Source organism: Sphaerisporangium sp. NPDC049002, assembly GCF_040649355.1.
Taxonomy (GTDB): Bacteria; Actinomycetota; Actinomycetes; order Streptosporangiales; family Streptosporangiaceae; genus Sphaerisporangium.
In genome coordinates this window covers 1-12,504 of sequence record NZ_JBEZFH010000218.1, presented here as the reverse complement: position 1 = coordinate 12,504, position 12,504 = coordinate 1, and the positions used below count along the sequence as shown (strand labels likewise).

Here is a 12,504-nt window from a genome sequence, read left to right as displayed (position 1 = left end):
CGGCGCGCCGGTCACCGCGACCGGCGCGCGAGGGCCGGTCCGCCGTCCCCGCACGGCGGAACCCGGGAGCGTACGCCGGTCAGGAGAACTCGGCGAGGGTGCGCTCAGCCTCCTCCAGCCACGAGCGGCGGGCGGAGATGGCCTCCTCGGCCTCCTTGACGTCCTTGTCCTTGCCGGCGGCCGTGGCCTTGGCCAGGCGGCCCTCCAGCTGCTCGATCGACCTGCGCAGCTGGTCGACGGTGTTCTGCGCGCGGGCGCGGGCCTCGGGGTTCGACCGCTTCCACTCGGTCTCCTCGGCCTTGCGCACGGCCTCGTCGATGCGCCGCAGGCCGCCCTCCAGCTTGTCCCTGGACTCGCGCGGCACCGCCCCGACCGACTCCCAGCGCTCCAGGACGGCGCGCAGGGCCGCCCGCGCGGCGCGGGCGTCGGTCACCGGCAGGATGCGCTCGGCGTCGGCGAGGATGCGCTCCTTGGCCTCGGCGTTCTCCCGCAGCGAGGCGTCACGCTCGGCGAACACCGCCGAACGGGCCTGGAAGAACAGATCCTGGGCCGCCTTGAAGCGGTTCCACAGGTCGTCCTCGGCCTCACGGGAGGCGCGGCCCGCGGTCTTCCAGCGCTGCATGAGCTCGCGGTAGGCCGACGCGGTCTCGCCCCAGTCGGTCGAACTGGAGAGCGCCTCGGCCTCGCTGACGATGCGCTCCTTGATGCTGCGCACCGACTCGCGCTGCTCGTCGAGCCCGGCGAAGTACGACTTGCGCCGCTTCGCGAAGGCCGTGCGGGCGGCGGAGAGCCGCTTCCACAGGGCCGCCTCGGTCACCCGGTCGATGCGCTCGGCGGCCTTCCACTCCTCGACGAGTTGGCGCAGCCGCTCGCCTCCGGACTTCCAGTGAGTGGTGTCCTCGGCGATGCGCTCGGCCTCGGCGACGATGCGTTCCTTGATCTCCCGGGACTGGGCGCGTGCGTGGTCCCGGGCGGCCTTCACCTCCTCGCGGCGCTTGCCGACCAGGTCGGTGAGCGCCTCCAGGCGGCCCTCCAGCCCCGCGAGGTCCCCGACGGCGTGCGCGTCGGTGATGGACTCGCGCAGCTTGACGATCGTCGCCTCGGCCTGGGCGGGTGGCAGGTCGGTGCCGCGGACCCGCTGTTCCAGCAGTTCCACCTGCGTGGCCAGCTCGTCGAACTTCCTGTGGAAGTAGGCGAGGGCCTCTTCCGGTTCACCGGCCTGCCAGGACCCGACGGCCCGTTCTCCCTCAGCCGTACGAACGTAGACGGTGCCGTCGTCGTCTACCCGGCCCCACGGGTCGGTGCTCACCGTGTCCTCCCGCACTCGAATCAGCCTCCAGGACGCTACGCGTCCTTGGTTGTATTACGTCAGCTCTTGCCAGAGATTGTCACGTGCTTGATTTCGACCGGGTCCTTGGGAGCACCCGAGCCGTCGCCCATCCCCCCGGGCAGGACGCCCTTCTTGCTCACATCGTCGAGGATTTTGAGCCCCTTTGTGACGGTACCGAACGGGGTGTAGTTCGGGGGGAGTTGGAGGTCACCGAAGATGATGAAGAATTGGCTACCGTTGGTGTTGGGCCCGCTGTTGGCCATGGCGACCACCCCGCGGGTGTACTTGGCGCCGGTCAGGTTCTCGTCGGCGAACCGGTAGCCCGGACCGCCCTGACCGTCGCCGGGGTTCTTGCCGTCGGCCTTGGCCAGCGGGTCGCCGCACTGCAGCATGGGGAAGCTCGCCGGCCCCATGCGGTGACACTTGGACCCGTCGAAGTACTTCTTCGAGGCGAGATAGGCGAAGGAGCTCACCGTACAGGGCGCCTTGTCGGTGTCCAGGCTCACGACGATGTCGCCATGGTTGGTCCCGATCGTCATCGTCTTCGCGGCCTTGTCGGCCTTCGCCGGGGGCACCCCCACGTTCTTCGCGGGAGCCCCGTTGATGTCGGCGACGAAGTCGCACGTGCCGGCCGCCGCGTCGTACGGCTTGGGCTGGGGTCCCGCGGACGGCGGGGCCGACGACGCCGCGGGCGAGTCCGAGGCCGTCGCAGCCGCGGTCTTGGAGTCGCCGCCGCTCATGACGGCGACGGCCGTGAAGATGCCGCTCACCACCACCAGCACGCCCAGGCTCGTGCCCAAGATCGCCACGCGCTTCGTGCGGGCCTGCCGCTCGGCGCGCCGCTGTATCTGCCGTTCGTAATGCTCTCGTGCCAGCTGCTTTTGACGGTCCTTGCCGGTCGCCACCGCTGTGCCCTCCCGACTGTCCGAGTTGATCCTGTTTGGTCGCCTCACTGGACGACCGCCACCTTTATGGAGTGGGCGAATCGTATCGGCCAACCGGCAATGGTTCGCAGCCCGGCGACCCGCACCGGTACCCTTCGGTTACATTCCCATCCGCTTTCCTTGACGAGATCGATCACACCGAGGACCGTTTCCGTGCTCATCGACGGCTTTCCCGCCGGCTCCTTCCAGGCCAACTGCTACGTCGTCGCTCCCGCCGCGGGCGAGGAGTGCGTGATCGTCGACCCAGGTCAGGACGCTGTCGCCGGCCTGGACGACATGCTTCGCGAGCATCGGCTGAAGCCGGTCGCCGTGCTGCTCACGCACGGTCATCTCGATCATGTGTGGTCGGTCGCGCCGGTCTGCGGAGCGCGCGACGTTCCGGCGTGGATCCACCCCGACGACCGCGAGCTGCTGACCGATCCCGGCAAGGGCCTGTCGCTCCTGGCCCGCCAGCAGCTCTTCGGCGGGCTCACGTTCAGCGAGCCCGACGACGTGCGCGAGCTGTCCGACGGGGCGGTGCTCGACATCGCGGGCATGGCCATCACCGTCGACCACGCGCCCGGGCATACCAGGGGGTCGGTGACGTTCAGGCTTCCCGGGGAGCGTGTGATGTTCTCGGGAGACCTGTTGTTCGCCGGCTCCATCGGCCGCAGCGATCTTCCGGGCGGCGACTACCAGACCATCCTGCGCAGCCTGGGCGAAGTCTGCCTGACGCTGCCGGACGACACGACGGTGCTGCCCGGTCACGGACCACACACGACGATCGGCCGCGAACGAGCCACGAACCCGTATCTTGCCGAGGCGGTGCCGTTCGCGGGCCCAACCAGGGGACTGTAATGAGCTTTCAGGCGCCCAAGGGCGTACCCGAATATTTCCCGCCGCGCTCCGCGACGTTCCTCGCGGTCCGCGCGGCGTTCTCCACCGCCGCGGCGAACGCCGGCTACTCGTACATCGAGGTTCCCGTCTTCGAGGTCACCGAGCTGTTCGCCCGGGGCGTCGGCGAGTCGACCGACGTGGTGACCAAGGAGATGTACACCTTCGCCGACCGGGGCGGCCGTTCGATCACGCTGCGGCCCGAGTTCACCGCCGGGGTCATGCGCTCGACGCTGGAGCACGGCCTGCACAACGGCCAGCTGCCGGTCAAGCTGTGGACCACGGGCCCGGCGTTCCGCTACGAGCGCCCGCAGGCGGGCCGCTACCGCCAGCTCCAGCAGTTCAACGTGGAGGCCATCGGCACCGAGGACCCCGCGGTCGACGCCGAGACCATCGCGATCGCCTGGTCGGGCTACCAGGCACTCGGGCTGACGCGGGTGCGCCTGCTGCTGAACACGCTCGGCTGCAAGCAGTGCCGCCCCGCCTACCGCGCCGCCCTCCAGGACTACCTGCGTGGGCTCGACCTCGACGAGGCCACCCGGGCGCGCATCGAGATCAACCCCCTGCGGGTGCTCGACGACAAGCGCCCCGAGGTGCAGGCCCAGGTCGAGAGCGCCCCGCTGATCACCGACCACCTGTGCGCGTCCTGCAAGGCCCACCACGACCGGGTCCGCTCGCTGCTCGATGATCTCGGCGTGCCGTGGGAGGACTCCCCCCGGCTCGTGCGCGGCCTCGACTACTACACCCGCACCACCTACGAGTTCGACCACCCGCTGCTCGGGGCCCAGTCGGGCATCGGCGGAGGCGGCCGGTACGACGGGCTGTCGGAGGACATCGGCGGCCCGCCGCTGCCCGGCATCGGGTTCGCCGTGGGCGTCGACCGCATCATCCTGGCCGTCGAGGCCGAGGATCTGGCCAGGGAGGCCCCCGCCCGCGTCGCCGTGTACGGCGTGCCGCTCGGCGAGGAGGCCGCCAGGCGCGTGTTCGGGCTCGTCCATGAGCTGCGCATGGCGGGCGTCGCCGCCGACATGGCCTTCGACGGCAAGGGGCTCAAGGGCGCCATGAAGGGCGCCGACCGTTCCGGGGCCACGTACGCGGTGATCCTCGGCGAGCGGGACATCGCCGCCGGGGCCGCCCAGGTGAAGCACCTGGCGAGCGGCGACCAGACCGCCGTGCCGCTCGCCGAGATCGTCACGACGCTGAAAGAGAAGCTGACCAATTGACCTCCACCCGCTCGTGATCAACGAACCATGCGGCCTCGTGCCGCCCTTTCCCCCCTGCCTGAAGGCGGGGCTTGCCACGCTCAAGGAGTTTCGATGATCCGCACGCACACCGCCGGATCGCTGCGCAAGGAGCACGCCGGCCAGCAGGTGACGCTGGCCGGGTGGGTGGCACGCCGCCGTGACCACGGCGGCGTGGTCTTCATCGACCTGCGCGACGCGTCCGGTTCCGCGCAGGTGGTCTTCCGCGAGGAGGACCACGCGCACGACCTCCGCTCGGAGTACTGCGTCAGGATCGCCGGAGAGGTCCGCACCCGTCCCGAGGGCAACGAGAACTCCGATCTGCCGACGGGCGAGATCGAGGTCGTCGCCTCGGAGGTCGAGGTGCTGAGCGAGTCCGCCCCGCTGCCGTTCCCCATCGAGGGCGGCGGGGGCGTCTCCGAGGAGGCGCGGCTGAAGTACCGCTACCTCGACATGCGACGCCAGCAGGTCGCCCAGGCCCTGCGTGTCCGCTCCACCGCCACCTATCTCGCCCACGAGGTCATGCGCGAGCACGGCTTCGTGTACGTCGAGACGCCCGACCTCACCCGGTCGACCCCCGAGGGCGCCCGTGACTTCCTGGTGCCCGTGCGGCTCCAGCCGGGCAACTGGTACGCGCTGCCGCAGTCCCCCCAGCTGTTCAAGCAGCTCCTCATGGTGGGCGGCCTGGAGCGCTACTACCAGCTGGCGCGCTGCTTCCGCGACGAGGACCTCCGCGCCGACCGGCAGCCGGAGTTCACCCAGATCGACGTTGAGATGTCCTTCGTCGACGAGGACGACGTCATCGCCCTCGGCGAGGCGCTGATCGGCCGCATCTGGAAGGAGACGGTGGGGTACGAGGTGCCCACGCCGCTTCCCCGCCTGAGCTACCGGGAGGCGATGGCCCGCTTCGGGTCCGACAAGCCCGACCTGCGCTTCGGCTGCGAGCTGACCGAGCTGACCGAGTACTTCGCCGGCACCACGTTCCGCGTCTTCCAGGCGCCCTACGTCGGGGCGGTCGTCATGCCGGGCGGCGCCTCCCAGACGCGTAAGGAGCTGGACGCCTGGCAGGACTGGGCCAAGTCCCGCGGCGCCAGGGGCCTCGCGTACGTCCTGGTCCTTCCGGGCGGCGAGCTGGGGGGCCCGGTGGCCAAGAACCTCTCCGAGAAGGAGCGCGCCGGGCTCGCCGCCGCGACCGGCGCCTCCGAGGGCGACGCGATCTTCTTCGCCGCCGGCGCGCCGTCCGCCTCGCGCGACCTGCTCGGCGCCGCGCGCCTGGAGATCGGCCGCCGCTGCGGACTGATCGACGAGTCCCAGTGGAGCTTCCTCTGGGTGGTCGACGCGCCGATGTTCGAGCCGGTGCTCGACGAGGTGGGCCGCCAGACGGGCTGGACGGCCGTACACCACCCGTTCACGGGCCCGAAGCCCGAGTGGGCCGACAACTTCCAGGACCACCCTGGCGAGGCTCTGGCGTACGCCTACGACATGGTCTGCAACGGCATGGAGATCGGCGGCGGCTCGATCCGTATCCACCGGGCCGAGATGCAGCAGCGGGTCTTCGAGGTGCTCGGCATCTCCAAGGAGGAGGCCGAGAGCAAGTTCGGGTTCCTGCTGGAGGCGTTCAAGTACGGCCCGCCGCCGCACGGAGGCATCGCCTACGGCTGGGACCGCATCTGCATGCTGCTGGCGGGCGGCGAGTCGATCCGTGACGTGATCGCCTTCCCGAAGACCGCCTCCGGCTTCGACCCGTTGACGGCCGCCCCGACGCCGATCACGCCCGAGCAGCGTAAGGAGGCCGGCGTCGACGCGAGCCGCGCCCCCAAGGCCGCCGCCGCGCCGAGGGCCGCGGACGCCTGACGGTCCACGAGAAGAGCCCCGGCGCGTCGCGCCGGGGCTCTTCCGCGAAAGGACCTGATCCTCAGCGGGAGATCTTCATGTCCTTGATGATCACCGGCAGCTTGGGAGCGTTGGAGCCCTCGCCGCGGACGTCGGCCATCGGGTCGCCGTTGAACGGGATGATGCCGCCCTTGGCGATCTTGTCGATGACGTCCATGCCCTTGACCACCACGCCGAACGGGGTGAAGGCGGCGCCGGAGGCGGCCAACTGGGTGTTCTCGTCCGAGAAGGAGATCCAGAACTGGCTGCCGTTGGAGTTGGCGTCCTCCGATGCCTGCGACATGGCGACCGTGCCCCTTCCGAGGCCGATGCCGCCGAGGTTCTCGTCGTCGAAGAGGTACCCCGGACCACCTGAGCCGTCGTCCTTGGTCTTGCCGTCGCCCTTGGCCAGCGGGTCGCCGCACTGCAGCATCCCGAGGCCCGTGGTCTCCGGCGTCGCCAGGCGGTGACAGCGCGTGTTGTCGAAGAAGTTCTTCTTCGCGAGGAACTCGAAGGAGTTCACCGTGCACGGCGCCTGGGCGGTGGCGAGCTGGATCACGATCGTGCCCTGGTTGGTGACGATCGTCATCGTCTTGGCCTTCAGGTCCGGCTTCGACGGCGGCATGCCCACCTTCTTGGCCGGTGCCCCGGTGTCGTCCTTGCGGTAAGAGCAGGTCCCGGCGGCCGGGTCGGCCGTCGTGCTGGGCAGCGCCGCCGGAGCGGAGGCCCCGCCCGAGGCGGAGACGGAGGCCGAGGGGGTCGAGGTGGCGGCCGCGCCGGTCTTGGCATCGTCCTTGCCGCCCATGAGGGTCGTCGCGGCGACGATCCCGCCCACCACGACCACGACCCCCACCCCGGCGCCGATGATCGTGTTCCGCTTGGACGTGCCGCCGCGGCCGGTGTTCTTGTCCCGCTGTTGCTGCCGCTCGCGGTGCTCCCGTGCCAGCTGGGTCTGGCGATCCACGTCGGTCACGGTATGCCTTCCATTTGCCGATTGATGACTTTATGCGCTCGGGAATCGTACCGGCCTTTACGTTGAGCCCGTATAAAACGCCCAGGTTGCGGGGTAGTGAAGATCACCCTTTGCCTACCTGCAGGCATGCTTGCTGTGGGGAATGTTGTCCTGGGGAATTTCTTACGGTGACTTGACGCCGTCACGGACATCATCGAGTCACGCGGGCGAAAGGGGGTCGCCCGTGTGATCCGGAGCGGCCCGGGGGAACCCGGGGGCCGCGGGATCCGTATAGGGGACGACGAGCCACTTCACAGGAGCCAAGACATGTTCGATGAGATCCTCGGTCTGCCCGCCCACCCCCTGATCATCCACACCGCCGTGATCTTCATCCCACTGCTGGCTCTGGGCTCCGTGGTGTACGGGCTGGTCCCGCGTGTGCGCCCGTCCCTGTCCTGGGCGATGGTCCTGCTGGCCGTCGCGGCCCCGGTGTCCGCGTTCGCCGCCAAGGAGAGCGGCGAGGCGTTCAAGGCCGGAAGGTTCGCGGGCGGGCTGCCCGAGGGGGCGCTCGGCCGGCGGATCAACGACCACGAGAGCTACGCCGGCCCGCTGCTTCTCAGCGTCATAGGCCTCGGCGTCGCCGCGCTCCTGCTCGTCTACTCCTCCCTCAAGCTCGGGAAGGTGACCACCGGGGTCCTGTCGGCCGTCACCGTGGTGCTCGCCCTGGTCGCCGGCTACTACGTCCTCATGGCCGGTCACACGGGGGCGACCGCGGTCTGGGCCGGATAGCCGGGCCGCCCGCCGCCGGGAACCTCAGCGGCCCGGGCGCGGTAGTACCGGCATGAGACACGCGACGATCGTGATGGCGTGCCTGCTGGCGGGGGCCTGCGCCTCGCCCGCGGCCTCCGGAGAACCCCAGGCCCCCGGCGCCTCCGCGGCGCCCGCCCGGCCCGCGACCTCGGCGAGCGTGGCGCCGGGCGGCACCCCGCGGGCCCAGGGCGGGTGCGGGGACACCCCGGTCCAGTCGGGCGGCCCACCCGCCTGGGCGGCCGAGAACGCCCCGGGCACCCGCTTCGTCCTCGGCCGTGAGGGCGACGCGCTCGGCTACCTGTTCGCCGACCCGCTGCGCGCGGGCACGCCGACCAGCCCGTCCAACAAGATCCTCTGGTACGTACGGCTGCCGCGCGACTCCCAGGAGCTGCGCGTCGTCGCCCATCCACGTGGCGCCGAGCGGCCCGTCGTACGCGCCGCCTTCCCCAGCGACTCGGGTCCCGGCGAGATCTATCCCAGCGTGACCGATGTGCCCGAGCCCGGTTGCTGGACCTTCGAGCTCACCTGGGGCGCCCACCACGACACCGTCGACCTGCTCTATCGGCGGTAGTGTCAACGCGTGGAGAGTTTGTTCGATTCGGCGGCGGAGGAAGCCCACAGGAGCCAGGAGCCGCTCGCCGTCCGCATGCGGCCCCGCACTCTCGACGAGGTCGTCGGCCAGCGCCACCTGCTCGGCCAGGGCACGCCCCTGCGCCGGCTGGTCGAGAGCGAGGCCCCCATGTCGCTGTTCCTGTGGGGCCCTCCGGGCACCGGCAAGACCACGCTCGCCTACGTCGTCGCCGGAGTGACCAAGCGGCGGTTCGTCGAGGTGTCGGCGGTCTCCGCGGGGGTCAAGGAGGTCCGCGCCGCCATCGACCAGGCCAAGCGCGAGCTCGGCATGACAGGGCGCCAGACCGTCCTGTTCGTGGACGAGGTCCACCGTTTCAACAAGGCGCAGCAGGACGCCCTGCTGCCCGCCGTGGAGAACCGCTGGGTGACCTTCATCGGGGCCACCACCGAGAATCCCTACTTCTCGGTGATCTCACCGCTGCTGTCGCGGTCGCTGCTGCTCACGCTGGAGTCGCTCTCGGAGGCCGACGTCCGCTCCGTCCTCGACCGCGCCGTAGGCGACCCGCGAGGCCTGGACGGCAGGGTGCGGCTCGCGCCCGAGGCGATGGACCACCTGGTCCGCCTGGCCGGGGGAGACGCCCGCCGCTCGCTGACCTACCTGGAGGCGGCGGCGCTGCTGGTCCCCGACGGCGAGGTCACCGTCGAGACCGTCGAGAAGGCGGTCGACAAGGCCGCGGTGCGCTACGACAGGCAGGGCGACCAGCACTACGACGTCATCAGCGCGTTCATCAAGAGCATGCGCGGCTCCGACGTGGACGCCGCGCTGCACTATCTCGCCCGCATGATCGAGGCGGGGGAGGACCCCCGGTTCCTCGCGCGCCGCGTCATGATCTTCGCCTCCGAGGACGTCGGCATGGCCGATCCGACCTGCCTGCAGGTCGCGGTGGCCGCCGCCCAGGCCGTGCAGATGATCGGCCTGCCCGAGGGCCGCCTCAACCTCGCCCAGGCGGTCATCCACTGCGCGCTGGCCCCGAAGTCCAACGCCGTGATCAAGGCGATCGGCGCCGCCTCGGACGACGTGCGGCGCGGCCTGATCGGGCAGGTGCCCGGCCACCTGCGCGACGCCCACTACCCCGGCGCGGCCAAGCTGGGCCACGGCAAGGGCTACCAGTACCCCCACGACTTCGAGCACGGCCTGGTGAAGCAGGACTACGCGCCCGAGGAGGTCCGCGGGCGCCGCTACTACGAGCCCACCCGTCACGGCGGCGAGGCGCATTTCGCCGACCGATGGGCGAAGATCCGGGAGTTCCTGCGCGGCCGGCCGTGACCGCCGCCCGTCCACAGGCGTGGCGTGCTGAGCGACGGCGCGGAGCCCGGGCGCGATAGGGTCTCTGCATTCCACCGCCCCAGCCGGGCCGCACATCCGTAGGTCACCTACGAGGGGACGCATCGACATGCTTACCGCCGGAGAGGTCGCCGGCCTCGTCGTCGCAATGTTCTGGGCGATACTGGTCTGCTTTCTTGCAGTGGTGCTGGTGAGGCTCGCCCGGTTGCTCACCGAGACCACCAAGATGGTCGCCGACCTGAGCGAGCGGGTCGTCCCGCTGCTCGATGAGGTCAGCCTCACGGTCGCCGAGACCAACCGGCAGCTGGTCACGGTCGAGGCCATCGCGGGCAACATGAAGGAGGTCAGCGGCCACATGGTGAAGGTCACCGGCGTCGCCTCGACGCTGTTCGCCAAGCCGCTGATCAAGGCCTCGGCGCTGCTCCACGGCCTGCGCGGCGCCGCCGCCAGGCGCCGCGGGCTCACCTCGGGCCCCTCGGGCGAGAGGCGGCGCCAGTCGTGACCAGGCGGCTCTTCTACATGGCCCTGGGCGCGTATCTCGCGGTCTGGGTGATGCGTAAGCTGCAAGCGTTGAAGCCCGACCACGTCGCGCGCCGCGCCGCCGACCGGGCCATGGGCCTGGCCGCCGAGGCGCGCCTGTTCGCCGACGAGGTCAGGCGCCTGTCCGCCGGGCGGGAAACCGAGTTGCGAGAGCGATTCGGGCTCGACAGTGTAAGAGAAATCCACCACCACCACGTAAAGGACGGCCGCTGAGATGGAGTCGGCAGAGATCGCCCGCCGCTTCCTGCGCTTCTTCGAGGAGCGCGGGCACACTGTCGTCCCCTCGGCCAGCCTTGTCGCCGAGGACCCGACGCTGCTGCTGGTCAACGCGGGCATGGTGCCCTTCAAGCCCTACTTCCTCGGCCAGAAGAAGCCGCCGTACCCCCGCGCGGCCAGCGCCCAGAAGGTCATCCGCACCCTCGACATCGACGAGGTCGGCAAGACCACGCGGCACGCCAGCTTCTTCCAGATGCTCGGCAACTTCTCCTTCGGCGACTACTTCAAGGAGCAGGCCCTTCCGTACGCGTGGGAGCTGCTGACCAAGCCCGAGTCCGAGGGCGGGTTCGGCTTCCCCGAGGAGCGCCTCTGGGTCACCGTCTACCACGACGACGACGAGGCCCACGCCATCTGGCACGACAAGGTGGGCATCCCGGTCGAGCGCATCCAGCGCCGCGGGCTCGCCGACAACTACTGGCACATGGGCGTGCCGGGCCCGGGCGGCCCGTGCTCCGAGATCTACTACGACCGCGGCCCCGAGTACGGCAGGGAAGGCGGCCCCGTCGCCGACGAGAACCGCTACCTGGAGGTCTGGAACAACGTCTTCATGCAGTTCCAGCTCAGCGCGGTGCGCAGCAAGGTCGACTTCGACATCTCGGGTGAGCTGCCCGCCAAGAGCGTCGACACCGGCATGGGCCTGGAGCGCATGGCGGCGATTCTGCAAGGCGTCGACAACATCTACGAGATCGACACCACCTACAAGATCCTCGACAGGGCGGCCGAGCTCACCAAGTCCCGCTACGGCAGGAACGACCGGTCCGACGTCTCGCTGCGGGTCGTCGCCGACCACCTGCGCGCCGGCGTCATGCTGGTGGGCGACGGCGTGCTGCCATCCAACGAGGGCCGGGGTTACGTGCTGCGCCGCATGCTGCGCCGCGCGATCCGCAACCTGCGCCTGCTCGGCGCGGGCGAGGAGCGCTACATGCACGAGCTGGCCGCGACCACCATCGAGGCGATGGGCGACCAGTATCCCGACCTCAAGGCCGACGCCGCCCACATCCACACGGTGATCGACGCCGAGGAGGTCTCCTTCCTCGGCACCCTGCGCACCGGCACCGCGATCTTCGACGCGGCCGTGGAGGAGACCAAGCGCAAGGGCGTCCCGACCCTCGCGGGCAACCAGGCCTTCCAGCTCCACGACACCTACGGCTTCCCGATCGACCTGACGCTGGAGATGGCGGCCGAGCAGGGCCTCCAGGTCGACGAAGAGGGCTTCCGCCGCCTGATGAACGAGCAGCGCGACCGCGCCAAGGCCGACTCGGCGGCGAAGAAGACCGGCAACGCCGACATCTCGGTCCTCGGCGCCATGCTCGACAGGGCGGGCAAGGTCGACTTCCTCGGCTACGACAACACCACCGCCGAGGCGAACGTCGTCGGCGTGCTCGTCGACGGGGCCTCGGTCCAGGCGGCCGGAGCGGGCACCACCGTCGAGGTCGTCCTCGACCGCACCCCGTTCTACGCCGAGGGCGGCGGCCAGCTCTCCGACCAGGGCGTCATCCGCACGGGCGGCGCGCAGGTCGACATCGTGGACGTCCAGTCCCCGTTCGCGGGCCTGGTGGTTCACCGAGGCAAGGTCCGCGACGGCGAGCTTCGCGTGGGCGACCAGGCCCTGGCCGAGATCGACATCGAGCGCCGCCGCGCGATCTCGCGCAGCCACACCGCGACCCACCTGGTCCACCGGGGCTTCCGCAACGCGGGCGGTTAGTTTATCGGCGCGGCCGGGGGCTCTGCCGAAGAAGAATTCCCGTAGT

The 12,504-nt window shown here is 70.4% G+C and carries 11 protein-coding genes and 1 pseudogene; 9 read left to right on the top strand and 3 right to left on the bottom strand.

Translation table 11 applies throughout. The features are described 5' to 3' along the window. Positions 1–79: 79 nt before the first annotated feature. Both AB0B89_RS30285 and AB0B89_RS30280 read right to left on the bottom strand, forming a co-directional pair. A complete protein-coding gene (locus tag AB0B89_RS30285; protein ID WP_358559617.1) occupies positions 80–1,309 on the bottom strand; it encodes a DUF349 domain-containing protein in 1,230 nt (409 codons plus the stop codon). A gap of 59 nt (positions 1,310–1,368) precedes the next feature. After that, positions 1,369–2,235 carry a peptidylprolyl isomerase gene (locus AB0B89_RS30280; RefSeq protein WP_358559615.1) on the bottom strand — a complete coding sequence of 289 codons (867 nt, stop codon included), beginning with the start codon at positions 2,233–2,235 and terminating at the stop codon, positions 1,369–1,371. Between the two features lie 192 nt (positions 2,236–2,427). Here AB0B89_RS30280 and AB0B89_RS30275 point away from each other — a divergent pair, with 192 nt between their 5' ends. The 3 genes from AB0B89_RS30275 (at position 2,428) to aspS (ending at position 6,242) form a co-directional block, all read left to right on the top strand. Next, on the top strand, positions 2,428–3,111 hold the full coding sequence (locus AB0B89_RS30275) for an MBL fold metallo-hydrolase (RefSeq protein ID WP_358559613.1): 684 nt from the start codon (positions 2,428–2,430) through the stop codon (positions 3,109–3,111). Next, positions 3,111–4,370: a histidine--tRNA ligase gene (gene hisS / locus AB0B89_RS30270; RefSeq protein ID WP_358559611.1), complete on the top strand. Its 1,260-nt coding sequence runs from the start codon at positions 3,111–3,113 to the stop codon at positions 4,368–4,370. Before AB0B89_RS30275 ends, hisS begins: the two co-directional genes overlap by 1 nt. A gap of 93 nt (positions 4,371–4,463) precedes the next feature. After that, a complete protein-coding gene (gene aspS / locus AB0B89_RS30265; protein ID WP_358559609.1) occupies positions 4,464–6,242 on the top strand; it encodes an aspartate--tRNA ligase in 1,779 nt (592 codons plus the stop codon). A gap of 61 nt (positions 6,243–6,303) precedes the next feature. On the opposite strand, the gene AB0B89_RS30260 is transcribed toward aspS, so the two are convergent. Then, positions 6,304–7,224, bottom strand: coding sequence for a peptidylprolyl isomerase (locus AB0B89_RS30260; protein ID WP_358559607.1), 921 nt, complete (start codon positions 7,222–7,224; stop codon positions 6,304–6,306). 315 nt (positions 7,225–7,539) lie between these two features. Here AB0B89_RS30260 and AB0B89_RS30255 point away from each other — a divergent pair, with 315 nt between their 5' ends. The 6 genes and pseudogenes from AB0B89_RS30255 to alaS all read left to right on the top strand — a co-directional run. Beyond that, positions 7,540–8,001, top strand: coding sequence for a hypothetical protein (locus AB0B89_RS30255; RefSeq protein WP_358559605.1), 462 nt, complete (start codon positions 7,540–7,542; stop codon positions 7,999–8,001). 52 nt (positions 8,002–8,053) lie between these two features. After that, positions 8,054–8,593, top strand: coding sequence for a hypothetical protein (locus AB0B89_RS30250; protein ID WP_358559603.1), 540 nt, complete (start codon positions 8,054–8,056; stop codon positions 8,591–8,593). A 9-nt stretch (positions 8,594–8,602) separates the two neighbouring features. Further along, complete coding sequence (locus tag AB0B89_RS30245; protein ID WP_358559601.1) at positions 8,603–9,919, top strand: replication-associated recombination protein A; 1,317 nt, start codon at positions 8,603–8,605, stop codon at positions 9,917–9,919. Between the two features lie 127 nt (positions 9,920–10,046). Continuing rightward, positions 10,047–10,439 (top strand): DUF948 domain-containing protein, encoded by a 393-nt coding sequence (locus AB0B89_RS30240; RefSeq protein ID WP_358559599.1) that lies wholly within the window; start codon positions 10,047–10,049, stop codon positions 10,437–10,439. Further along, positions 10,436–10,690 (top strand): DUF6167 family protein, encoded by a 255-nt coding sequence (locus AB0B89_RS30235; RefSeq protein ID WP_358559597.1) that lies wholly within the window; start codon positions 10,436–10,438, stop codon positions 10,688–10,690. The genes AB0B89_RS30240 and AB0B89_RS30235 overlap by 4 nt, the downstream gene beginning before the upstream one ends. A gap of 1 nt (position 10,691) precedes the next feature. Continuing rightward, positions 10,692–12,449 (top strand): annotated as a pseudogene (gene alaS / locus AB0B89_RS30230) (alanine--tRNA ligase); the annotation flags it as partial. Positions 12,450–12,504 lie beyond the last annotated feature (55 nt).